The sequence below is a fragment of the Metabacillus sp. 113a genome (assembly GCF_050107635.1).
In the GTDB taxonomy this organism is placed as follows: Bacteria; Bacillota; Bacilli; order Bacillales; family Bacillaceae; genus Metabacillus_B.
Genome location: NZ_JBNILJ010000002.1, coordinates 60,892 through 84,452 on the forward strand (window position 1 = coordinate 60,892; position 23,561 = coordinate 84,452).

A 23,561-nucleotide genomic window follows, 5' to 3' on the forward strand; every position below is an offset into this window, starting at 1 on the left:
TGTGATTATTTTGGACAAAGTGAGTAAACGTTTTGCACAGTTTCAGGCTGTCAAGTCTGTGTCTTTAACGATTCATCAAGGGGAAGTCCACGGAATCATCGGCGCCAGCGGAGCGGGAAAGTCCACGCTGCTGCGGCTGATGAATGTACTGGAGCAGCCTGACGAAGGAGAAGTTTCAGTAAACGGGCAAACGCTCACCGGGATGAACAGCAGGCAGCTCAGGGAGGCCCGGCAATCGATCGGGATGATTTTTCAGCATTTCCATCTTGCCTCAAACAAGACGGTTTACGATAATGTCGCCGTATCCCTGGAGCTTGCGGGTGTTCCAAAGAAAGAGCGGCAGGGCCGTGTGCTGGAATGCCTTCAATTTGTAGGGCTTAAAAGCTATGCCAGCCAATATCCTTCTCAGCTGAGCGGCGGACAAAAGCAGCGCGTCGCCATTGCCCGGGCACTCGCGAACAGGCCCCAGGTTTTGCTGTGCGACGAGCCGGCCTCCGCGCTGGATCCCCGTACAACAGCTGAGCTGCTTGGGGTATTGGAGGAAATCAATAAAAGCCTCGGCGTAACGATAGTCATCGTCAGTCACGAAATGGATGTCATTAAAAGCATCTGCAGCCGTGTGACGATCATGGCTGAGGGAGAGATTTATAAAACGGTCGAAAACGAGCCAAAAGGGATTCAGTATAAAGAAAACAGTGCACAATATTTTGTCGATGAACTGACAAGGGACGGTGAAGCCGGTCATGCCTGAAGTACTGACTCTATATGGAACAGAAATCTGGCAGGCGATAGGGGAAACGTTCGTCATGGTGGGGATCTCAATCCTCGCAGCAGTGCTTCTCGGACTCCCCGCTGGCACCCTTCTTTTCTTATGCAGAAAAGGCCAGCTCCTTGAGAACCGGTTTGTTTTCTCGACCCTGAATTTGCTCGTCAATATCATTCGTTCGTTCCCGTTTTTATTGCTGGTCGTTTTTCTCATTCCCTTTACAAGGTGGGTCATCGGCACGGCCATCGGCACCGCGGCTGCCACCATTCCGCTCTCGGTCATTGCGGTTGCGCATTATTCCCGGCTCGTCGAGCAATCCTTGCTGGACGTTCCAAAAGGGATCTTGGAAGCGGCCGTCTCGATGGGAGCCTCCGTCAGGCAGATTGTTTTCAAATTTCTGTTCGTGGAAGCCCGCTCCGGCCTCGTTCTCGGCTTAACGACATCCGTGATCAGCTTTATCTCCTACTCGACCATCATGGGAGTTGTCGGCGGCGGCGGGATTGGAGACTTCGCCATCCGGTATGGCTATCAGCAATTTAAAACAGACTTAATGATGTACATGATCATCATAATGGTCATTCTCGTGCAGCTCGTTCAATTTATCGGAATGAGCACTGCAAGAATGATCGATAAACGATAAACAGTTGGAGGAAAACCATGAAAAAATTAATCGTTTTAATGACAGCGCTATTCCTGATGCTCGCAGGCTGCGGTCAAGCGGACCAGGCAGAAGAAAACAAAGAGGAGCCAAAACAGGAAAAAGTGACCCTAAAGGTCGCCTCCCTCATCCCCCCGATGACGGAAATTCTTGAGCTCGTCAAGCCAAAGCTCGCTGAAGAAGGGATTACCCTTGAAACGGTCGTACTAAGCGACAATGTCCAGCCAAACAACGCCCTGGCAGCAAAGGAAGTCGATGCGAACTTCTTCCAGCACGTGCCGTACATGGAGCAGTATAACCGCAACAACCAATCAGAGCTCGTCTTGGTGAAGCCGATCTACTTCGCAAATTACGGAGTATACGCTAAAAACCATAAGTCTATAGAAGACCTGCCGGAAGGAGCTACCGTGGCCATCGCCAACGATGTATCCAACATCGACCGCTCGCTTTCCCTCCTGGCCCAGCATGAAGTCCTTACATTAGGAGAGAAAAAAGACGTCTATTACACGAAAGCAGACATCAAAGAAAACCCAAAAAACCTTCAATTCAAGGAAGTAGACCTGCTGATGCTCGCCAGAACCTATGACGACACAGATGCCGTCATCATGACACCAGCCTACGCGGCTCCACTCGGACTGACCCCGAAAAGCGACGCACTCCTGACCGAAGGCGTCGAAAACGACTTTGCCATCAGCCTAGTCGCCCGCAAGGACAACGCAGACTCAGAGCCCATCCAAAAGCTCGGCAAAGCCATGACCAGTCCCGAAGTGCGCAAGTTCCTCGAAGAAAAATACGACGAAACCGCCATACCGGCGTTTAAGTAATGCAAAAGAGCGATTCCATTGTGGGATCGCTCTTTTTTTGGGTGTGGTGGTGGGTTTTTGGAAAACGGGGAGATGGAGGGGGCTTTGTCAGACAAGAATGTCAGACAAGCGGGGAAAACGAGCGGTTTGTCAGACAAGTATGTCAGACAAAGGGGGTGAACGAGCGGGATGTCAGACAAACGAGGAAACGAGCGCCATGTCAGACAAGGATGTCAGACAAACGTGGAAACGAGCGCCATGTCAGACAAGGATGTCAGACAAACGAGGAAAACGAGCGCCATGTCAGACAAGAATGTCAGACAAACGGGGAAACGAACGCCATGTCAGACAAGGGTGTCAGACAAAGGGGGTGAACGAGCGGGATGTCAGACAAACGTGGAAACGAGCGCCATGTCAGACAAGGATGTCAGACAAATGAGGAAAACGAGCGCCATGTCAGACAAGGATGTCAGACAAACGTGGAAACGAGCGCCATGTCAGACAAGGATGTCAGACAAAGGGGGTGAACGAGCGGGATGTCAGACAAACGTGGAAACGAGCGCCATGTCAGACAAGGATGTCAGACAAAGGGGGTGAACGAGCGGGATGTCAGACAAACGTGGAAACGAGCGCCATGTCAGACAAGGATGTCAGACAAACGGGAAAACGAGCGCCATGTCAGACAAGAATGTCAGACAAACGGGGAAACGAACGCCATGTCAGACAAGGATGTCAGACAAATGAGGAAACGAGCCCCATGTCAGACAAGGATGTCAGACAAACGAGGAAACGAGCGCCATGTCAGACAAGGATGTCAGACAAACGAGGAAAATTGCGCCATGTCAGACAAGGATGTCAGACAAACGAGGTGAAGGAGCGCCATGTCAGACAAGGATGTCAGACAAACGAGGAAACGAGCCCCATGTCAGACAAGAATGTCAGACAAACAGGGAAACGAGCGCCATGTCAGACAAACGGAAAAACGAGCGCCATGTCAGACAAGAATGTCAGACAAACGTCGAAACGAGCCCCATGTCAGACAAACGAGGAAAACGAGCCCCATGTCAGACAAGAATGTCAGACAAACGAGGAAAACGAGCCCATGTCAGACAAGAATGTCAGACAAACATCGAAACAACCACCATCCCCCCCACCATGTAAAGTTTCTGTAAATCAGGCAGCAATGGCGGCAGAACCGTGGTATGATCCATTATAGAAAACCGATATTGCTTTTCGATACAAGGGGTGTACGTGTGGAGGATAAAGTAGTACGAAAGCTGTTTCTTGGGTTTATTCAGATTCATATTTTGCATCATGCGATGGAGCAGCCGATATTTGGAGCTTGGATGGCGCAGGAGCTAAGAGAGCATGGCTACAGCATCAGCTCCGGGACGCTATATCCGATCCTGCATTCGATGGAAACGGATGGGCTGCTGTGGAAGGAACAGAGGAAGGTCGAAGGGAAAATACGAAAGTATTACCGGACGACGGAAAAAGGAAACAGGGTTCTTGCTGAAGCGAGAGACAAGGCGTACGAATTGCTTAAAGAGATCAAATAGCATATGCAGATTTGGAGGAAACCGACATGCAAAAATCGAAGAAAAGCCTGCTGGGGTCACTGCTGGAAATTTTGATGGTATCAGCCAGATTGGGATTCACATCCTTCGGCGGTCCGGTTGCCCATTTAGGGTACTTTCATGAGGAGTACGTTCGCCGCAGGAAGTGGCTGGATGAAAAGAGCTATGCGGATTTAGTGGCTCTTTGTCAGTTTTTGCCCGGGCCTGCCAGCAGCCAGGTGGGAATCGGCATCGGCTTTATGCGGGCGGGAGTTTTAGGGGGGATCGTTTCGTTCCTTGGCTTCACCTTGCCGTCTGTTGCGGTTCTTATCCTGTTTGCCTTGGCTGTTCAGGGCTTTGATGTTAGCGGTGCGGGCTGGCTTCATGGGCTGAAGCTCGTTGCTGTGGCAGTGGTGGCACATGCCATTATAGGGATGGCTGAAAAATTGACGCCCGACTTAAAACGAAAGGCGATTGCCCTGGCTGCGCTCGTTGTGACCTTGCTGTGGCAGACGGCCTTCACTCAGGTTGGGGTAATCCTTTTAGCGGCCTTGTTTGGTTTTCTCCTTTACAGGAACGAGCAGGCAGAATCGGATGAACCGTTCCGTTTTCCGATCTCACGCGGTTTTGCTGCAGTATGCTTGACGCTGTTTTTTGGCTTGCTTATTCTGCTTCCGATTTTGAGAGAGGTGACCTCGCTCCAATGGGTGGCGATGTTTGACAGCTTCTACCGTTCCGGAGCCCTCGTTTTTGGGGGAGGACACGTTGTGCTGCCTCTGCTTGAACGGGAATTTGTGCCAACCGGATGGGTTAGTGAAGAGGCGTTTCTTGCGGGGTACGGAGCTGCCCAGGCCGTTCCGGGACCGCTGTTCACCTTCGCCGCCTATCTCGGTGCGGTTATGGGTGGATGGACTGGGGGCTTGTTCGCCACAGCCGCCATTTTCCTGCCGGCCTTTCTATTGATCGCCGGAACACTTCCTTTCTGGAACAGCCTGCGCCGAAGCCCTAAAGTAAGAGGGGCGTTGATGGGCGTAAATGCGGCTGTAGTTGGAATTTTAATTTCGGCCTTTTACCAGCCGATCTGGACGAGCTCCATCCTGGAGCCAGTCGATTTTGCATTAGCTGCAGTCCTGTTCAGTATGCTGGTCTACTGGAAGCTTCCGCCCTGGCTTATTGTCGCGGCAGGAGCGGCAGGCGGCACACTCCTTGCGTTAATCTAATGTTCGGCTAAGGCAAAAAAGAGGAATTCCGCAGTGGAATTCCTCAAATAGTTTTAGTTGCCGAGAAAGGACTCTTTAATGAAGGATAGCTGCTTCTCAAGAGTGACCGGGTCACTGAAGGAGGCGCCTTCCCCTTTCATTTCATAAACCTGGCCATTTTTCACAGCCGGGATGTTTTTGAACGTTTCCGTTTCCTCAAAGGAGGTATCGGCATCCGAGTACTTGCTTAAAATGACATAATCTCCGGCGTATTCCGGAAGCACTTCGGCGGAAATGGTGTAATAGCCCGCTTTTTCTGCGTCCTCCTTCACTTTTTCAGGCATTTTTAAATCCATAGCCTGGTAGAGAATTTCCGTTCCGCGCGCCCAGTTAGCGCCATAGACGTAAAGGTCTTTACCAAAGGCTTCAATGACGGACACGGTTGCATCCTCCCCGATTTTCCCGCGGATTTCATCTCCCGTTGCTTCTGCCCGCTTTTTAAAATCATCAACCCACGCCTGCGCTTCTTTTTCTTTATTCAGCAGCTTGCCGATTTCAACATGCTGGCTCAAATAATCAAGCTTGCCCCATGTATACGTAACCGTCGGTGCAATTTCCTTCAATTTATCTGCGTTCTTAATATTGGATAAGCCTATAATTAGATCCGGATCCAGCTCAATAATCTTTTCCAGATTTTCGTCTGAAACTTCCTCAACATCCTTCAATTCCTTTGAAAACGTCGGATTGTTCTTAGACCATACGTCCACTCCGACCACATTCACTCCGAGATCCAGCACATTGCCTGTAAAGCCAGAAAGCAAAACAACCCTCTTCGGATCTGCCGGAACTTCAACGGCACCCGTCTCTGATTGATAAGTTATAAATTCAGGTTCCTTTGAGCCTGAAGCAGCCTCCTTCTCAGGGGCCTCTCCCTTCCCGCAGGCACTAATAACAAGAACTAGCATTAAAAACACCGGAACTAAAAGTTTCTTCATCTTTCGTTTCTCCTTTTAAATGAAATGCAGGAAAACCATAGGCTTCCTGATATTAATAATGATAATCATTTTCAATTATGCTGCTTTTTAACTATAAAAGGATTTTTGTTAATTGTCAATCTGCTATCTTTTAGAATAGCTATGTTAAATAATATTGTTGATAAATGACCATAAAACAAGGACCCGATTTGGGGTCCTTGTTTTAAATTCTTAATGAAGATTGGCACCCGTTAGTTTAACAAGTAACTTTTAATGTCTAATTATTTTCATTGTATTTCACTTTGAAGTAACCATTTAAACCACTTACCATGACCTTCTGTTTCGGCTACTGTCTGTTTATGTTCCACTCCATTTAAATAAAAATCTAGATGTAGGTCTCTATCCTGGATATTATTGTAGATATGAAAAACATCTCGGTCCTTTCCAAGTGATTCAACAATGCTTAAAAGTTGTTTTCTTGTCTCTATTGGCATTTGATTCGCTACGTGTGTATGGAAAATACAAACGGTACTTTCATTTGACACACTGTTAACAATCTCGCTCAATAAAGATACCCCGTCTCCTTCAACCAATTGAACTGGACATTCCTTAATATAACTAGCTGCTCTTTCAAACATCATTAGTCTTTCTTTGTGTTCAGTCCATATTAAGGATTTTAACCACAAATATTCTTCCTCATCGGTTAAATCAACTGTATTTAAATCTATTCCCACTCTTGTTGCCACTGGTGGTGGGGCTAAGAATGGATATAGTGTTGTTTCACCTTTTAACTCTGAAGTGATATGTAATCTTGACTGTTTGTTTCCAACAACTTCATTTGTATTGTATGAATAGGAATACTTATCCCAAAGAAGTTGTAAACCAGCACTTGTACCGATTTCAATAAGAGCTAACGGCTTTTTCGTTTGTTCGTAAATTAAACAAAAAAGGGGATAAAGGTAAGCACATCTTCGTACCTCATTTGTTTGGACAAGTTTCGTTTGTAAAAGCTGTATTAGTTCATTTTTGTTTATTATGCAAAATTCTTTAAAGTATTCAAACGACTGGCTAGGTGGTTTAGCTTCAATCACAATGCTTGGGTAAAAGTCTTTTAATTTGTGATTGTATCCTTTTAACAGAAGGTAATGTACAGCACCGAAAAGTAAGTTTGGAACTGGTTGTCCATTACGTGCATTCGTGCAAAGTTCTAATAGTTCATTATCTTTAGCAATTTCTAATGCTAAAAATTCGTATAATCCACTTGAATCTTTGCATTCATTTTTGGCAAAATTCGTAAACTTTTGAGACAATACCTCTTTATTTAACATAAAATATGCCTCCCCTAATGTTTCTTTGTTTCTATGTTTCTAAATAAGCTATCCTGCCACGTTAGTTGAACAAGGTTTATGAAACTCAGAATGTAGATAACCTTAATTTATCATAAGTGGCAACGGTCGGAAATAAGCAGCTATCGACAATCATCTTATTTACGGTTGTAGAGTTGTTTCGGAAGCGGATTACATCCAGAAACAGAAACCAGCTCAAATAATGGTCGAGATACTTCGTCGCCACACCATTAAAACGCTTCAACCATCCCTTTAAGCGGCTGTGATAGTTATTTACATTTTGGATATGGTAAAGCCCTTTTACCCGTTCTTTTCCATCGGATTTGAATGTGTAATGCTCGATTTCTTTTTCCTTTGCATAGGATTTGAAAGCCCTCCAGGCATCCGTGCAAAGGGTATTTGAAGTGGATAACTTGGAACCGATTGCTTGTTCAAGTTCCGATTTAACGACGCGACCTCTCCCCAACACTTTTGAGAAAGTTTGCTTTTGGCGGTCTCTTGCAACCAAGACGCAGACCTGTTCCTTGCTGATGCCACGGAATCGAGAAGCACCACCACGCTTGCGTGCTTTACGACCAATTATCTTCCGTTTCCCTTTTTCAGAGTACAGGAAATAGGTCTCGTCCATTTCGACGATACCCGAAAAATGTTCAATGTCCATCTGTTTCAAAGCGGATAAAACCTTGTGACGCCAGTAGAACAGGGTGACGTAATGAACTCCGATTAGCTCTGATGACTTACGTAATGAATACCCATCAATCATACATTGGATAAAATCAAGCCATTTATGAGGAAGGTGGGTTCCCTTTAACGGGGTATTGGTTACATCCGTAAATGTTTTTCCACAGTCCTTGCAGCGGTACCTCTGGCGTTGAACAACTTTCGCTCCCGCTTTAATTCGATATTTTCCAAATCGGACAGCGTTGATGGAATGGCAATGTATGCAGGTGTATCCATCTTTATGTTTCTGTTCAGATATATCTTTAAAGATAGGCTCACTTGCAGAATAAGAGGCAAGTGTTTTTAGGAAAAAGTTTTTTAACCGCAGTTGTTCTTCGGTGGTTAATTTTTGTATCTCTTTTATAATATCCTTCAATGCCATTCCGAACCCCACCCATACTTGTTCTTATAAACTAATTATAGAACAAATGTTCCGTTTCGGCAAATAACAACATTATCCTTTAACATAGCTTTTAGAATAAAGGTGGGGGGTGGGATGGTCGAAGGAGGAAATGGCGGAAGAGCATGGAAGTTAAAATACAATCAAGGAAATAGACAAGTATCTTAATAGATGAGGTGCTGACGCATGATTATACGCCTATTCCTTAAAGAAACTGTGGGGTTAATAAATGAAATATGCAGAAAAAGAATTCACTTTAGATCTAAAAGAAAAGATTAAAAATAATGAAGCGGCATTAAAAGATTTAATTGAAAAGCTGTTAGACGAGAATAAATCTGTTTTTAAAAAGAAAGGTTTAGATTTTGATGTTGGATATGACAGACTTGGGAATGACCCTTTTCATCCTGGATACAGTTCCTCAATCTCTATTGGAATATCTGATGAAAACGGTGAGCATACTGATTTGTATATCATTAATATTTGGGAATGCGACCGTTATTTCATGGGTATGCCAATTTCAATGAAAATTCCTGGAAGTAGAATTGCAGGGGAGCTGCTTGATGAATCATACGAAGATATAGAAGTAGAGTTGAAAGGGTACATCGAAGAACAATTGAAGTTTAATAACGATTAAATAGTAAAGTTTGTACTTTATTCGAGCACAACTTTACCTTAGATATAAAAAACTGAAAATTAAAAGGGCAGTGAAAAATAATGAAACACCTTGATCAATTGAACCAGCTTCAAAACCTTTATACTAAGGAAATAATAAATATAATTCCGCACGCGGTAGATAATAATAAGAGGCCAAAAAACCAAAGAAATCTGTTAAATAAAGACTTTTTCTCTCTTTATCCACATAATGATCTGTTAAAAATCTCGATAAACAATTATCCAGACTTTAAAAGAGAGTTAGAAGGGTATGAAAAAGTAAGAAAGCTAATGTTAGGTATTGTTTAACCTAGTTGAAAGTTTTCAATTGAGGGCTCTATCATTAAAGTTCAGCTGCATCTCTGTAAAATTACGGGTCAAGGATAAGCGAACGAATCAGCAGCCAAGCTTAACAGAGCGAAGATTTAGGAAACAATGTCACCCTGACCAAATTCTAACTTTTTAATTACTTCAAAATAGTTTATAATTATCAGTTAATAGGACGTTTACTTAGACTGGTTTTTGTGAGTGTGAGATTCTTTAAGAGTCCGGGCTTGCCCGCTCTTTTTACAACTATAGGGGATGAGGAAGATCATAATGAGCAGCATGCAGAAAAAGACGGATGTTATTTTAATTGGTGCTGGAGTGATGAGCGCAACGCTTGGTTCGCTGCTGAAAGAATTGGCGCCTGAATGGGATATTAAGGTGTTTGAGAAGCTCGGCAAAGCGGGTGAAGAGAGCTCGAATGAGTGGAATAATGCGGGTACGGGCCATGCGGCGCTGTGCGAGCTTAATTATACATCTGAAAAACCGGACGGAACGATTGATATTTCCAAAGCCATTACCATTAATGAGCAGTTTCAGCTTTCGCGTCAGTTTTGGGCGTATCTTGTAAAAAACAGCAGGATTCATCAGCCGAAGGATTTTATTATGCCGATTCCGCATATGAGCATGGTTCAGGGTGAAAAGAATGTTGCTTTTTTGAGAAAGCGATTTAAAGCGCTGTCAAATAGCCCTCTGTTCCAGGGAATGGAGTTTTCTGAGGATCGTGAAACGCTGAAGGAATGGATGCCGCTGGTTATGAATGGCCGCAAGTCCAATGATTCGATTGCAGCCACAAAGATTGATTCAGGAACGGATGTAAATTTTGGAGCGTTGACCCGGAGTTTGTTTGACTATCTGCAGGGCCAAAGCGTGGATATCCGCTATAGGCATAGTGTGAAGGACCTGAAACGGAACAGTGAGGGATTGTGGGAGCTTAAGGTTCATAATGGGGAGACCGGCCAAGTTGAATACCATACGGCAAAATTTGTGTTTATCGGCGGCGGGGGCGGCAGCCTGCCGCTGCTGCAAAAAACCGGAATCCCTGAGTCCAGACAAATTGGAGGCTTTCCGGTCAGCGGTCTGTTCCTGGTCTGCAGCAATCCGGAGGTCGTTGAACAGCATCATGCGAAGGTATATGGAAAAGCAAAGGTCGGCGCACCGCCTATGTCTGTCCCGCATCTTGATACGCGGTACATAGAGGGCAAGAAGTCCTTGCTTTTTGGACCGTTTGCAGGCTTTTCGCCAAAATTTCTGAAGACCGGCTCCAATTTTGATCTGATTGGATCGGTTAAGCCGAATAACCTGTTTACGATGCTGGCTGCAGGAATGAAGGAGATGGGGTTGACGAAGTATTTGATCCAGCAGGTTCTGCTCTCAAATGAAAAACGCATGGAGGAGCTGCGCGAGTTTATTCCGAATGCCAAAAGCAGGGATTGGCATACAGTAGTTGCGGGACAGCGCGTGCAGGTAATAAAGGATACGGAAACCGGCGGCAAGGGGACTCTTCAGTTCGGGACGGAGGTTGTCAGTGCAGCGGATGGTACGGTTGCTGCCCTGCTTGGCGCTTCTCCTGGTGCTTCGACAGCTGTTCATGTCATGCTTGAGGTGTTGGAAAAGTGCTTCCCTGAGCATATGTTTGACTGGAGCCCGAAAATTAAAGAAATGATCCCGTCCTATGGACTTTCCCTGACAGAGAATCCCGGCCTGTTTGATGAGATTTTTACATCAACCGCGGAAACGCTTCAGTTAAGTAAAAAAAAACTGGTCCTCAGTTAAACCTTAGGGTTGAAAAGCAAAGAACGATTGATCATCCATAACAAAAGCCAGGCAAACCCTCCATTTCCGGGGTTTTGCCTGGCTTTTTTCACCGGTATTGCTTTCTCCGCACCCACATTGTTGCTGCCCATTTGTCTCCGGAGAGGACTGGAGCGCCACCGTGCAGGGTTAATTCGTTGAGAGCGGGATCCTGATAGAAGTATTCAAAGTAAACGGCCATCCCCTTTTGCGGGGTGATGGAAAGCTTCAGGTGGGGGAAATACGTTTCTCCGCCTTCTTCTACATCGTTTAAGTACATAACAAGAGTGCTGATTCTCGGGTTGCTGGTTTCCTTTTTGAAGTAGTCGAAATGGGCTTTGTATTCTTCGCCCGTTTTATAGTTTAGGATATGAAGCCCCTCGCCATGACTCTCCGGAACATTCATAATCTGGGCGATCCGCTTTTCAACCCGTGCTGTCACACCATGATCCATTTCTGGAAGAAACGTGCTGCTGCTCGTTCTTAGGTCGCTCACTTCCCGGTGCGATCCGATTTTAGAGCGGTTCATTGTATCCTGTGAAAGGCGGATGAGCTCCGAGCATTCCCCGTCACTCAAAACATTTCCCAACACCGCAATCATTGGCTCCCCGAGCTTTGCAAGAATTGAAATCTCCCGGTCTTCGGTTTTGATTTTATTCCCGCTGTGATTGAAAATGGATGATTCCTTAATCTGCATTGCCAATTTTCATCAACCTTTTTATCTTTGTATTTTCGAAAACGCTTACATTAAACGGATGGAGGGTCTGACTGTTGATATGAGTTTACCACCTTTGGAGGGGGATTTGTTTATATATTTTAGAAGATATGGAAATTTTTTTGAGTTTAAGGCGCTGTCCGAAGGAATTCATCTGCAAACTCTGCTATCAGCACGAACAGAAGCAGGCACAGGGGAGAGAGATTAACAATCAGAGCAAACACTCTTTTCACAGGATTTTCTTTGCTGAACATCGATGTGATGCTCAAGGGGATGCCAACAATAGAAAGAAAAAATGTAAAGGCTGCCAGTGTTTGAATGAAGCGCTCTGCTGGTTTGTCTATCGCCATAAAGGCTGTGCAAACCGAAACGGGTAATACGATGATGACACACAGAGCGATGCCAAAAGAAATGGTTGTAAATCCACGCAAGTTTTTCCTGGTCATTCTTCCCCACTCCGTTCTTAGCTGCTGTTTCAATAAAATTACCAGAGCCCCAAAAGGGCTCTGGTTAAAAATCAAGCGGCAGCTCCGGCTTCCATCGGCTGCTTATAGTGGCGAATCTGATAAACATACCAAACCCCAACGGCTAAAGTAAGAATCGACCCAAGAATCATGGAAAGCGTATAGTCTAAGCCGAATCCCTCCGGAGCATAGAAAATATAGGTGGTCACGACAGCGGTCATGAACATCGCTGGAATTCCGCATATCCAATGGAATTTCCCTTTTTGCAGACAGTAGACAGTTGCTGCCCAAAGCGTGACGGCGGCCACGACCTGGTTGGACCAGCCGACATACCTCCACAGGAAGGAGTAGTCGATGGTAGATAAATACAGAGCTGGAACGCTGACTGGAATGGAGTATAGCAGGGCCTGCTTCCAGTTTGTTTTCTTTTTTGCGCCGACCATTTCACTCAGGATCATGCGCGAGGAGCGAAGAGCAGTGTCCCCTGTTGTGATGGGCAGGATGATAACCCCTAAAATCGCAAGAATCCCCCCGAATGTCCCTAAGAGTGAGGTGGAGATTTCGTTTACCGCCCCCGCGGGTCCGCCTGCGGTAATGGCAGCCTGCAATCCGCCCGTGCCGTTGAAGAGCGTCATTCCGGCAGCGGCCCAGATAAGGGCGATGATCCCTTCCCCGATCATGGCTCCGTAAAAAACCTTGCGCCCGTCTTTTTCATTTTTAAGTGTTCTGGCTACAAGCGGACTTTGCGTGCAGTGGAATCCTGAGATTGCTCCGCACGATACGGTTACCATGAGAAGCGGCCAAATCGGCAGTTCCTTGGGATGTAAATTGGCAAGAGTCAGATCTGGGATTGGTTTGTCCGAAAACAGCAGAGCTGTTCCTATGGCTAAAGCCATAAAGATCAAAATTGCTCCAAATATTGGATAAATCTTACCAATAACTTTATTTATGGGCAAAATCGTAGCTAGTAGGAAATAGGCAAATATGATAACCAGAGCCGTACCGAACGACAAGGGTGTAACCTGTGCAATCAGCTGTGCAGGACCCGCGGTGAAGGCTGCTGCAACTAAAATCATTAAGATAAGGGAGACCACGTTGATCACGTACTTCATGTTTTTTCCTAAATAGCGCCCAATCATGGCTGGATATTGCTCTCCGTTATGGCGGAGTGACATCATGCCTGAAAAATAATCATGTACCGCTCCGGCAAAAATTGAGCCGAATACAATCCAAATGAAGGCTACAGGCCCGTAAAGTGCGCCCATTAATGCGCCAAAGATAGGACCTAATCCTGCAATATTCAATAATTGAATCAGCCAGCCCTTCCACCAGGGCAATGGAGCATAATCAAGACCGTCCTCTTTCGTGTAGGCGGGTGTCTTGCGGTCAGGCTTGATGCCGAAAATTCGCTCCACCACCTTTGCGTAGAACAAGTAGCCTAAGATAAGCAGTGCGATTGATGCAAGAAACGTAAGCATGAACATAGCCTCCTAACGAAATTGACGATAATTGTCAGAAAATATGTCTACAATACTAACAAAAAATCGAAAGCCGGACAATATATTTTTCAGAAAAATAAAAATGATTACAATATTTGATCTAATTCGCTTGACTTGAAAATCAATTCCAGTTTTTTAAAGTTAGATGATGAGGTAGCTAATAAAGACCAGCTAGGCCGTGTCATGAGTTTAATCTGCGGACTTGAGTCCATCTCGTTTGCCGTCCTCTCAGCCCTTGTGGCCGCTTCCATCAGCATTCAAAGCCTGCTTGCCGCTGCCGCTGTGATTGGAATCGGCTGTACAGTCCTGCTTTACGCAAAGAGCCCGTCCTTCAGGCGGCTAGACTAATTCATAAAAAAGGAGCACCCGCAAAGGATGCTCCTTTCTTCAATTTAGGGATCGTTTTAAGAGAAAAGTTCTTCATCCAGCCTTTTGTTCTTATACAAACAAGCTCAGCAGCATGATGAAGCCGAGTCCTGCGACTGAAATAATGGTTTCAAGCAAGGTCCACGTAGCAAAGGTTTCCTTCATTGTTAATCCAAAGTACTCCTTGAACATCCAGAAGCCTGCGTCATTGACGTGGGAGGCGATTAAGCTTCCCGCACCGGTTGAAAGCACAACGAGTGCCAGGTTAACGTCAGATTGACCGAGGATTGGAATGACGAGTCCTGCGGTCGTCAAGGCTGCAACCGTTGCTGAACCGAGAGAGATGCGGAGAATGGCTGCGATGATCCAGGCAAGCAGAATCGGGGAAAGGGTGCTCCCTTTAAATAGTTCTGCTACATAATCACCGACACCGCCGTCGATCAGCACCTGCTTAAAGGCGCCTCCTCCCCCGATGATGAGGAGCATCATTCCAATCTGGGTAATGGCCGCAGAGCAGGAATTCATAATGTCTTTGATTGGGATGTTCCGCGCCAGTCCCATCGTATATATGGCCACCAACAGGGAAATCAGAATCGCCATAGAGGCTTCTCCGACAAAGCGCACAATGGCAAGACCGAAGTTATCCTCGATGCCCAGCGTTTCCTGAGTCAGCGTAATGATGGTGGCGATGGACATCAGGATAACCGGCAAAATGGCGGTAAATACACTGATTCCGAAGCCTGGTGTGTCTTCAAGTTTGAATTCCTTCTGCTCGCCTAATGAGGCGATGCTTCCGGTTTTCGTAAAGGAAGCAGGTACGAGTTTCTTAGCCATCTTTGTGAAAAGCGGTCCTGCGATTATGACCGTCGGAATCGCGATAATGAAGCCGTAAAGAAGCACTTCTCCAAGGTTTGCTCCGTATTCACCGGCAATGACAGTAGGGCCGGGATGCGGCGGCAGGAAGCCGTGTGTTACGGATAGCGCTGCGGCCATCGGAATTCCGAGATAAAGAATCGAAACCTTCAATTCTCTGGAAATAGCAAAGACAATTGGGATTAAGAGAACAAGTCCTACTTCAAAGAAAAGAGCGACGCCGATGATAAAGGAAGATACGACAATGGCCCACTGGATGTTCTTTTCCCCGAACTTGTTGACAAGGGTCATGGCGATCCGCTGGGCGCCGCCTGAATCGGCAATCAGCTTACCGAGCATCGCCCCAAGACCGAAGATCAAGGCTAAATGGCCGAGCGTGCCGCCGAGTCCTGCTTCAATTGTTTTAGCAATATCCGGAAGAGGCATCCCAAGTGCTATGGCGACCAGGAACGAAACAATAATCAACGAAACAAATGTATTCAGTTTTAAGCCCATGATAAGCAGCAATAATACGAGGATTCCCGCTGCGACGATAACTAATGGCATGATCATCTCTCCTTATAATCTGGTTATATTTCTCTGATATTGCGCGATTCGTCCGTAATCCTCTTCAAGCGCCCTCGATAAATGAATAAAGATGGGCACAAGCTGCCTATATTCTCTGGCGGCTTCTTCCTTTGGCGTATGCCGGCTCGTACTGCCGATTCGATCAGCCGCTTCATCAAGTGATTGAATGGCACCGGTGGCATAAAGACCGAGGATGCAGGCTCCGAGACACGAGCTTTCATAGCTCTCCGGGACAGCGACCTCCGACTCAAAGATATCAGCCATCATCTGGCGCCATACCTCCGACCTCGCAAAGCCTCCTGTCGCCTGAATCCGTGTAACAGGACCGTCCATGCACTCCGTCAGCGCTAAAAACACGGTGTACAGGTTGTAGATAACACCTTCCAAAGCTGCCCGGATCATATGCTCTTTTTTATGGGACATCGTCAGGCCGAAAAATGAGCCCCTGACATCCGGGTTCCATAGGGGAGCCCGCTCTCCAGCAAGGTAAGGATGGAAAAGAAGCCCATCCGACCCAGGCCTTACCCGTTCGGCAATCTTCGTTAAAACATCGTACGGATCAATACCAAGCCGCTTTGCCGTTTCTATCTCAGAGGAGGCAAACTCATCGCGGATCCAGCGAAGCACCATGCCTCCGCTGTTGACAGGTCCCCCAATGACCCAGTGATCTTTTGTTAAGGCGTAGCAGAAAATCCTTCCCTTATCATCGGTTTGCGGCTTGTCGATAATCGTTCGTATCGCACCGCTTGTTCCGATGGTGACGGCAATCTCCCCTTTTTTGATTGCGTTTACTCCAAGGTTCGACAGTACCCCGTCACTTGCCCCGATTACAAAAGGGGTATCAGGATCGAGCCCGATCTGCTTGGCTAGATCTGGGTCACAATTCCTGAAAATCGTGGTGGTGGGGACGGGTTCGGACAGGTGATCCCGCGACACTCCGGCAATAGCCAGTGCTTCTTCATCCCAGTCCAGGTTTTCAAGGTTCAGCATCCCCATCGCAGAAGCGAGCGAATGGTCGATGACATACTGACCAAAGAACTTTTTGAAAACGTATTCTTTGATCCCGATGTATTTTTTCGTCTTTTTAGCCCTCTCAGGAAACTCATGAACCATCCACGCAATCTTGCTTAAAGGGGACATCGGGTGGATGGGAGTCCCGGTCCGTCTGTAAATCTCGTGGCCATTCAGCTCGTTCTTGATTTTCCTCGCCCACGCCTCACTCCGGTTATCCGCCCACGTTATGCACGGTGTCAGCGGCTGGTCATGCTCATCCATGGCGATGACGCTGTGCATCGCACTGCTGAATGAAACAAACGAGACGTGCTTATCAGGATGGCGTCTCATAATATTCGAGGCTGCTTCCATCACGGCCTGAAACATTTCCTCCGGGTCCTGCTCTGCCGTCGAGATATCCGGTGTGTGAAGCGGATACCCGATATTTTCCTGCTGGATAACCTCTCCTGCCTCTGTAAACAATACGGCCTTCGTGCTTGTAGTCCCTATATCAATTCCCAGCATGTAGCTACTCATTTTTCGGCTCAACTCCTTTAGACAGCAGCTGCTGCGACATCCACAGATCTTCAACCTTTCCCTGAACGTCGTCAAAATTCTGATGCAGCGATTGAATCATCTTCCTTCTGTCTTTTGTTTGAATGGCTTTAATGTAAAGCTCATGATTATCCAGAACCCTTGTAAAATCCTCATATTTCTCTTTGAAGCGGACGCGCATCGATATGAGAATCAAGCTCTCCATCACAGGCTTCAAATTATTCCAGATCATAAGAAGGTAGGAATGGCTGATTGCTTTGATGATCGTTTCATGAAACAGGACATCCTGATAGGAAAACTCATCCGCATCCCCATACTTCACCGCTACCTTCATCATTTCAAAAATTTTGCTCAGCTCCCGCACAAGATCATCCGTATCGGCCTTGGCGAGCCGCTCAAAAACAAACGATTCAATCATCAGGCGGACATCATAAATTTCTTCTATATGGTTATCTGTTAAACCCGTAACAACGGCGCCCATTCTCCCGAGCCGAACCATATTTTCAGAGGCCAGCAGTTTCAAAGCCTCCCTGACAGGTGACCGGCTAACAGAAAAATCCGCAGCTATTTTGTTTTCAGATAAAATGGCACCGCTTTCAATTTGACCTGAAATAATCGAGATCCTAAGCTCACACGCGATTCTCTCACCGGACGAAGCCTTTGAAAGCCATTTCGCCGGATACATAGCAGGCTTGTTATTGTCCATAGGCTAACCCTCTCATATTCAAGTATACTTGTATACAAGTATTATAACGCGGATTTCAAATTATGCAAGCGCTTTACTTTCAGGGGAGTCTCAGAGCTGCTGTGGCGGGGTTTGAAGCAGTTGGGGCTGTTTTGGATGAGAATGGCATGGGAGAGAGAGTGCTTGATAAGGGTTTATAGAGAAAAGAGCGGCGGAGGTACCGGAGCTTTAGTCCTTTAGCAGAGTGCGGGACAGGCGCGCACGAATCTAACAGGTCTAGTAGTGCCATGGCCATTCAAAGAGTACGGCAGCGAAAGTGGGGCCAGGCGCGGTGCCTGACCCGCTCTGCTTTAACGCAGGGCGGGTCAGAGGAGCACCAGCTCAAAGCGTTGCGGCACAAGGGATTGGAGAGGCGGTGCCGGAGCTTTAGTCCTTTAGCAGAGTGCGGGACAGGCGCGCACGAATCTAACAGGTCTAGTAGTGCCATGGCCATTCAAAGTGCATCGGTCGGTCCGAGGTGTGACCCGGAGCCGCTTTTCAACGTGCCTCCGACCCCCGTCTCGGTAAAGCATCGGGGGACAGAGGGAGAAACGGCTTCTCCTTACTCCCCCAACGCTTCTATTGTACAGGGGACAGAGCAGGACTAGTAGACATAATTGGGGACGGAGGCTGCCTCCGTCCCCTTTTTCACGCGGAATTGGTGCCGGAGGATAAAGCCTGTCATCCCTTATGCGGCAAGGGGCCGATACGTATAGTGCCGGAGGCTTTCTGCTTTAGCGGAGTGGGGGACGGAGGCAAACCCTTCTCCAACCCCCATCCCACCACCCCAATATGATAAGATAATGCCATGAATCCAGCTTCTCTTAAGGAGAATGACGTTTGAATATAAATCTGAACAAAAAAATTATAGAAAAACAATGCGGACGGGTTTCCGTTAAAAGCGGAGAATCGCTAAAGCGCTCAAATAAAATAACATTCAGGGATTACAGGGAAGATGGCTGTGATGCAGTGGTTCACAGTACGGAGGATTTTCAGGTGTCCATTAAAGCAGATCTGGATGGAGCATTTTCAGCTTCTTGCAGCTGTCCGAAGCTTGTTTCCTTTAAGCAGGAGTGCCAGCATGTGGCGGCGGTGCTGCTGTCGATCCTGGATTACCGGAGCAGCGGAACGGTCCCAAGTGCTGCGGAGGATTCCGTGGATGTTCCTAATCCTGCGCTGACGGACGGTTTGCTGACGGCGTTCAATAAACGCTCCGCCCAGGCCTCCGGAGAGCAGCTTTATTTTGAGAGGCGGACGGTTCTTAGCGCAATTTTTCAATGCCTGCCTTTCCGGACTGAAAATGATGAGCTTCTGGTTCGGATGGAAATGAAGGTGGAGTCCATTTCGGTCCCGTCTATACGAGAGTTTCTTAGCCGATTTAGAGACGGTGCGGCGATTCGTCTGTCCGATGATCTTCTGTACGAGCCAGCCTCTCACTGCTTTTCGAGAGAAACGGATGCCGTCCTGCAGCAGCTGATCAAGGTCGTGCAAAATGAGCAGAGTCTTCCAATTCCGCAAGAGCCGTTGTTGCTTTCCCCGCTTTCATGGGCAAGCCTTCTTCCTGCTCTGATGGAAGCCCCGGCAGTGGAAATTCAGCAGAACGGCCGGATGTATGAGCTCGAGGTTTCTAAGGAACGCCTGCCATTGCGGTTTGATTTTTATGAAAAGGGCAGGGGGTATGTGCTGAAGGCTGACGGGTTGAACGGCGTGATGTATTTTAAGCCTTATAACGCCGTCCTCCATCAAGGTGTTCTGTTCCAGCTCGATTCGGAAAATTTTGGGCGCTTGATGGAATTGAAGCGGGTACTGGATGCTTCGGGAGCGGAATCCCTGTCCATCCCTCCCGAGCAGATCGGGGTGTATTTGGAGAAGGTTGTTCCAGGGCTGAGGAAGCTGGGGGAGGTATTTATTTCGGATACGCTCTCTAAGAGGATGGCAGACTCATCTTTTACGGCAAAGCTTTACCTCGACCGGGTAAAGAACCGCCTCCTGGCAGGCCTTGAGTTTCATTATGGCAACATCGTCTTCAATCCGCTCGACAGCAAAGAGGTTCAGGCGCTCACTTCCCTCATCCGTGATACGGATAAGGAGGATGTCATTCTTAAGCTGATGGAGGAGAGCTCGTTCGGCCGGACGGATGGAGGGTATTTTCTGCAGAATGAGCTGCTCGAGTATGAGTTTTTGTATCATGTGCTGCCGAAGCTTGAACGGTTTGCACAAGTGCATGCTACGACAGCGGTAAGAATGAGGATTTTTAAAGAAAGCAAACCGCCGAGAATCGATGTGCGGGCGAATAGAGAGCGGACCAATTGGCTTGAGTTCAAGTTTGAGCTCACCGGCATCAATGAAAAGGAAATTCGAGATGTCCTGCTGGCTTTGGATGAAAAGCGGAAGTATTACCGTCTGAAGAGCGGGGCTTTACTGTCGCTTGAGACAAGGGAATACAAAGAAATTCAGCGGTTTTTAAAGGCTCTTCCGATTCAGGAGGAGGAGTGGGAAAAAGAGCTTGAGGTTCCGTACGTAAAAGGGCTGCAGCTCCTTGATGCAGTAGATGAAAATACGGTGTTTGAATTTAAAAATACGATTACGGGCCTGCTTGTTCCAAATGAGCTGGAGGCGAAGGTGCCGGAGCAGCTGGAAACGGTGCTGAGAGATTATCAGAAGACCGGCTACAAATGGCTGAAGGCCATCGCCCGGAACGGGTTTGGAGGGATATTGGCAGATGATATGGGCCTTGGCAAAACGCTGCAAAGCATTGCGTTCATTTTATCTGAGCTTCCTCATATCCGAAGCACGAAAAAGCAGGTTCTCATCGTGTCTCCTTCCTCGCTGCTGTACAACTGGAAGCATGAGCTGGACACCTTCGCACCTGAAATAAAGGCGGCCATTATGGATGGATCAAAATTGGAACGGATGGCCCGGTACCGGAAGGAAGCGGCAGATGTCGTGATTACCTCCTATCCTTTGCTGAGGAAGGACATCCAGGAGTATGAGAAAGAAAGGTTTCACACCGTGTTTTTTGATGAGGCTCAAGCCTTCAAAAATCCGTTGACCCAGACCGCAAAGGCCGTAAGAAAAATAGCGGCGGATCACCGGTTCGCGCTGACCGGAACACCGGTAGAAAACGCCCGTGAAGAGCTGTGGTCGATTTTTCATACCGTCTTTCCGGAATTGTTCATGGGGCTGAAGGAATACAGTAATCTGACGAAAAAGCAGATTGCGCGCAGAATCCGCCCGTTTATGCTGCGCAGGATGAAGGAGGATGTGCTTTCGGAGCTGCCGGAGAAAATGGAATCCATGGAAATGACGGAGCTGCTACCTGAGCAAAAGAAGCTGTATGCCGCCTATTTGGCCAAGCTGCGCCATGATACGCTTAAGCATTTGAACAAGGATACGCTTCAGAAAAACCGGATCAGGATTCTCGCTGGCTTGACCCGGCTTCGGCAAATCTGCCTCCATCCGGCACTGTTTGTCAGCCAATACAGCGGTGGCTCGGCGAAGTTTGAACTGCTTTTGCAGATCATTGAAGAAGCTCAAGGATCTGGCCGGAGGGTGCTGATTTTTTCACAATTCACGAAAATGCTTGAGCTGATCGGCAGAACGTTAGCCGTTCAGGGCCGCCCTTACTTTTACCTTGATGGCCAGACGCCATCCGATGAACGGGTGGAAACAGCCCGCCGCTTTAACGCCGGGGAGCGCGATCTGTTTCTCATTTCCTTAAAGGCCGGAGGGACAGGCTTGAATTTGACGGGGGCGGATACGGTTATTCATTACGACACATGGTGGAATCCGGCCGTCGAGGATCAGGCCTCCGACCGGGCCCACCGGATGGGCCAGACAAATCCGGTCAACGTCATCAAGCTTGTGACCCGAGGAACGATCGAAGAGAAGATGAACGACCTCCAGGAGCGGAAAAAAAAGCTGATCAAGGAAATCATCGATTTTGATGAAAAAATGCCAATGGCTTTAACGGAAGAGGATATTCGGGATCTGCTTAAGGTGTAGCTGTGAGTGCCGGTTTGTACCTTGGAGAGATCACGATCCCTGGTTTTTTGTGCTTTCCCTGCCGCGGAGCGTTAAGAGTACTCCCAGGAGCGCGAGCACGATAAACGTGCGCGGACAGGATAGTAGACAGGTGTTAGATTCTGGCACAGCAGAAAATTCCGATACTCCTTTAATAAGCTTTGTTTGGTGAATATCGTTTTTATCATATTGGTGTTTTTAGTATCTTCAGGACTTCTTCTTTTTTATGATGATTGCCCGTAAGCAGGGAAAGTTTTTTCATACGTGAGCCGGATCCCGTCATAAGGATAGAAAGGAAGAGAAATGCCGGGGAGGAGATTCAGATGACGATCACCTATAAGGCAAAAAGTGTGCTGGATTCGCTGCAGCAGCCTTCTAGAGAAGAGCTGAAAACCGCTTTAATCAGCTTGGATGTTCAGCTTGCCGACGTGGAGCCGCTGCTGGAGACGGCGGAAGGTAGACCGTATTACCGCAAGCTGCTTTACCAGAACGAGGCAGTAGAATTGCTGGTGATGAACTGGTCGCAGATTGAGTGTGCGCCGCATGATCACGGAAACTCCGAAGGCTGGATTCAGGTGCTGGACGGCACATCTGTGAATACGGTTTATGAGGTGAAGGAAAATGGGCTGCCCTCTGAATTGTTTGAGGAGCAGCATGAACATGGGCGATTGTTGTATGCGCCGAAAAAGGGGGTTCATAAAATGAAGGCAGCGGGCGGAAAGGATTTGGTTACGCTCCACCTTTACTCCCCTCCAATCAGCGGAATGATGGTCTATGATCTGGAGGTCTGCGCAGCCTGCGTCGTATCGGACGACTGCGGCGCATGGTGGCCGGATGAGGTCCGCCAGAAAATAAAGGAAATCCGATTAGAGCAATAAATTATTGATAGAGAAAGACCTGCAGATTGTCCTTTCTGTCGAGAGTAGCGAGCAGCACCTGCTTCACATCCGTCCGGAACTGAGCCTGTAAGCGTGTGCGGAGCCAGGCTTCATCCTTATTCAGAATGGTCAGAACCTCTGTTGCCAAGCGGCCTTCCTTAATGACTGTTCTTGGGAAGTCAAATGCTTCCGTCTGCATCTGCATAAGAGCAGGAGTCAGTGGTTCATAGGCAGGGTGAAGGAACACGGACATTTTTCCATCCGCTTCCCACATCGCCAGCGCCACTTTTTTCACATCATCTACTTTTTCTTCTCTTAATTCCTCCAGCAGGACATCGATGGAGATTCTTGCTTTTTTTAGCCCTTGATGAAGGATTTTGCCGTTTTCGACAACAGTGATTGATTTATGGTTTGTCAGCCGTCTGAACCAGGGCCATTTCAGCATCATGTACACGCCTGCAAGGTAGAGCAAAACGAGCACAGAGGTTGAGATGACTGAACCTTTCATGCCAAGGTGTGGATCTGATAATGGGTGGGCGATGATGTTTCCGATGACAAGCGCTATGACAAAATCAAGCAGCCGCAGCTGGGAAATCGTCCGCTGCCCGAGCAGCTTGGCGACGATGACCATAAATAAAAAGGCTAGTACGGATCTTAGCGTCCATTCGACAGCTGTAAGGGTTTCCTGACTAGATAAAAAATTCATTCCTTCC

Annotated in this window: 23 protein-coding genes; 13 read left to right on the forward strand and 10 right to left on the reverse strand. The window is 47.3% G+C overall.

Features of this window, described 5'->3' with window-relative positions; genetic code table 11:
- Position 1 precedes the first annotated feature (1 nt).
- The 7 genes from ACQCVE_RS04665 to ACQCVE_RS04695 all read left to right on the forward strand — a co-directional run bounded on the left by ACQCVE_RS04665 (position 2) and on the right by ACQCVE_RS04695 (position 5,003).
- Positions 2 to 751 carry a methionine ABC transporter ATP-binding protein gene (locus ACQCVE_RS04665; RefSeq protein ID WP_426861848.1) on the forward strand — a complete coding sequence of 250 codons (750 nt, stop codon included), beginning with the start codon at positions 2 to 4 and terminating at the stop codon, positions 749 to 751.
- The gene (locus tag ACQCVE_RS04670; RefSeq protein ID WP_426843255.1) at positions 744 to 1,406 is read left to right on the forward strand and encodes a methionine ABC transporter permease; all 663 of its coding nucleotides are present in this window, start codon (positions 744 to 746) and stop codon (positions 1,404 to 1,406) included. The genes ACQCVE_RS04665 and ACQCVE_RS04670 overlap by 8 nt, the downstream gene beginning before the upstream one ends.
- 17 nt (positions 1,407 to 1,423) lie before the next feature.
- The gene (locus ACQCVE_RS04675) at positions 1,424 to 2,248 is read left to right on the forward strand and encodes a MetQ/NlpA family ABC transporter substrate-binding protein (protein WP_426843254.1); all 825 of its coding nucleotides are present in this window, start codon (positions 1,424 to 1,426) and stop codon (positions 2,246 to 2,248) included.
- Between the two features lie 168 nt (positions 2,249 to 2,416).
- Positions 2,417 to 2,824 carry a hypothetical protein gene (locus tag ACQCVE_RS04680; RefSeq protein ID WP_426861849.1) on the forward strand — a complete coding sequence of 136 codons (408 nt, stop codon included), beginning with the start codon at positions 2,417 to 2,419 and terminating at the stop codon, positions 2,822 to 2,824.
- A gap of 9 nt (positions 2,825 to 2,833) precedes the next feature.
- Positions 2,834 to 2,971, forward strand: coding sequence for a hypothetical protein (locus ACQCVE_RS04685; protein WP_426861851.1), 138 nt, complete (start codon positions 2,834 to 2,836; stop codon positions 2,969 to 2,971).
- A gap of 509 nt (positions 2,972 to 3,480) precedes the next feature.
- Positions 3,481 to 3,786, forward strand: a complete 306-nt coding sequence (locus ACQCVE_RS04690) for a PadR family transcriptional regulator (RefSeq protein WP_426843252.1) — start codon at positions 3,481 to 3,483, stop codon at positions 3,784 to 3,786.
- A gap of 26 nt (positions 3,787 to 3,812) precedes the next feature.
- Entirely contained in the window at positions 3,813 to 5,003 is a 1,191-nt protein-coding gene (locus ACQCVE_RS04695; protein WP_426861852.1) for a chromate transporter, read from the forward strand.
- A 53-nt stretch (positions 5,004 to 5,056) separates the two neighbouring features.
- On the opposite strand, the gene ACQCVE_RS04700 is transcribed toward ACQCVE_RS04695, so the two are convergent.
- From ACQCVE_RS04700 to ACQCVE_RS04710, 3 genes are all read right to left on the reverse strand, one after another.
- Positions 5,057 to 5,977, reverse strand: coding sequence for an iron-hydroxamate ABC transporter substrate-binding protein (locus tag ACQCVE_RS04700; RefSeq protein ID WP_426861854.1), 921 nt, complete (start codon positions 5,975 to 5,977; stop codon positions 5,057 to 5,059).
- A gap of 266 nt (positions 5,978 to 6,243) precedes the next feature.
- A complete protein-coding gene (locus ACQCVE_RS04705; RefSeq protein ID WP_426861856.1) occupies positions 6,244 to 7,284 on the reverse strand; it encodes a DUF2332 domain-containing protein in 1,041 nt (346 codons plus the stop codon).
- Positions 7,285 to 7,369: 85 nt separating this feature from the next.
- Positions 7,370 to 8,404, reverse strand: coding sequence for an IS1595 family transposase (locus tag ACQCVE_RS04710; RefSeq protein ID WP_426861858.1), 1,035 nt, complete (start codon positions 8,402 to 8,404; stop codon positions 7,370 to 7,372).
- A 247-nt stretch (positions 8,405 to 8,651) separates the two neighbouring features.
- Between ACQCVE_RS04710 and ACQCVE_RS04715 the strand changes: the two genes are divergently transcribed.
- The 3 genes from ACQCVE_RS04715 (at position 8,652) to ACQCVE_RS04725 (ending at position 11,173) form a co-directional block, all read left to right on the forward strand.
- Positions 8,652 to 9,056 (forward strand): hypothetical protein, encoded by a 405-nt coding sequence (locus tag ACQCVE_RS04715; protein WP_426861860.1) that lies wholly within the window; start codon positions 8,652 to 8,654, stop codon positions 9,054 to 9,056.
- An 80-nt stretch (positions 9,057 to 9,136) separates the two neighbouring features.
- Positions 9,137 to 9,382 (forward strand): YxiJ family protein, encoded by a 246-nt coding sequence (locus ACQCVE_RS04720; protein ID WP_426861861.1) that lies wholly within the window; start codon positions 9,137 to 9,139, stop codon positions 9,380 to 9,382.
- A 288-nt stretch (positions 9,383 to 9,670) separates the two neighbouring features.
- Positions 9,671 to 11,173 (forward strand): malate:quinone oxidoreductase, encoded by a 1,503-nt coding sequence (locus tag ACQCVE_RS04725; protein ID WP_426861863.1) that lies wholly within the window; start codon positions 9,671 to 9,673, stop codon positions 11,171 to 11,173.
- A gap of 88 nt (positions 11,174 to 11,261) precedes the next feature.
- Here the strand turns inward: ACQCVE_RS04725 and ACQCVE_RS04730 are convergent, their stop codons facing one another.
- The 3 genes from ACQCVE_RS04730 to ACQCVE_RS04740 form a co-directional block, all read right to left on the reverse strand.
- Positions 11,262 to 11,888: a 2OG-Fe(II) oxygenase gene (locus ACQCVE_RS04730; protein ID WP_426862127.1), complete on the reverse strand. Its 627-nt coding sequence runs from the start codon at positions 11,886 to 11,888 to the stop codon at positions 11,262 to 11,264.
- Positions 11,889 to 12,034: 146 nt separating this feature from the next.
- A complete protein-coding gene (locus tag ACQCVE_RS04735; protein WP_426861865.1) occupies positions 12,035 to 12,352 on the reverse strand; it encodes a 2-acyl-glycerophospho-ethanolamine acyltransferase in 318 nt (105 codons plus the stop codon).
- Between the two features lie 71 nt (positions 12,353 to 12,423).
- Positions 12,424 to 13,848 carry a carbon starvation CstA family protein gene (locus tag ACQCVE_RS04740; protein ID WP_426861867.1) on the reverse strand — a complete coding sequence of 475 codons (1,425 nt, stop codon included), beginning with the start codon at positions 13,846 to 13,848 and terminating at the stop codon, positions 12,424 to 12,426.
- 204 nt (positions 13,849 to 14,052) lie between these two features.
- Between ACQCVE_RS04740 and ACQCVE_RS04745 the strand changes: the two genes are divergently transcribed.
- Entirely contained in the window at positions 14,053 to 14,217 is a 165-nt protein-coding gene (locus ACQCVE_RS04745; protein ID WP_426843244.1) for a hypothetical protein, read from the forward strand.
- Between the two features lie 90 nt (positions 14,218 to 14,307).
- Here the strand turns inward: ACQCVE_RS04745 and ACQCVE_RS04750 are convergent, their stop codons facing one another.
- From ACQCVE_RS04750 to ACQCVE_RS04760, 3 genes are read right to left on the reverse strand one after another with little or no spacing between them, the layout of a single operon-like run.
- Complete coding sequence (locus tag ACQCVE_RS04750) at positions 14,308 to 15,654, reverse strand: GntP family permease (RefSeq protein ID WP_426861869.1); 1,347 nt, start codon at positions 15,652 to 15,654, stop codon at positions 14,308 to 14,310.
- Positions 15,655 to 15,666: 12 nt separating this feature from the next.
- Positions 15,667 to 17,205 carry a gluconokinase gene (gntK, locus tag ACQCVE_RS04755; RefSeq protein WP_426861870.1) on the reverse strand — a complete coding sequence of 513 codons (1,539 nt, stop codon included), beginning with the start codon at positions 17,203 to 17,205 and terminating at the stop codon, positions 15,667 to 15,669.
- Positions 17,198 to 17,929, reverse strand: a complete 732-nt coding sequence (locus ACQCVE_RS04760) for a GntR family transcriptional regulator (RefSeq protein WP_426843241.1) — start codon at positions 17,927 to 17,929, stop codon at positions 17,198 to 17,200. The genes gntK and ACQCVE_RS04760 overlap by 8 nt, the downstream gene beginning before the upstream one ends.
- 858 nt (positions 17,930 to 18,787) lie before the next feature.
- On the opposite strand from ACQCVE_RS04760, the gene ACQCVE_RS04765 reads away from it, so the two are divergent.
- Positions 18,788 to 21,952 (forward strand): SNF2 helicase associated domain-containing protein, encoded by a 3,165-nt coding sequence (locus ACQCVE_RS04765; RefSeq protein WP_426861872.1) that lies wholly within the window; start codon positions 18,788 to 18,790, stop codon positions 21,950 to 21,952.
- A gap of 341 nt (positions 21,953 to 22,293) precedes the next feature.
- Positions 22,294 to 22,848, forward strand: coding sequence for a cysteine dioxygenase (locus ACQCVE_RS04770; RefSeq protein ID WP_426843239.1), 555 nt, complete (start codon positions 22,294 to 22,296; stop codon positions 22,846 to 22,848).
- A 1-nt stretch (position 22,849) separates the two neighbouring features.
- Here ACQCVE_RS04770 and ACQCVE_RS04775 read toward each other — a convergent pair whose 3' ends face one another.
- Positions 22,850 to 23,554, reverse strand: coding sequence for a DUF421 domain-containing protein (locus ACQCVE_RS04775; protein ID WP_426861874.1), 705 nt, complete (start codon positions 23,552 to 23,554; stop codon positions 22,850 to 22,852).
- Positions 23,555 to 23,561 lie beyond the last annotated feature (7 nt).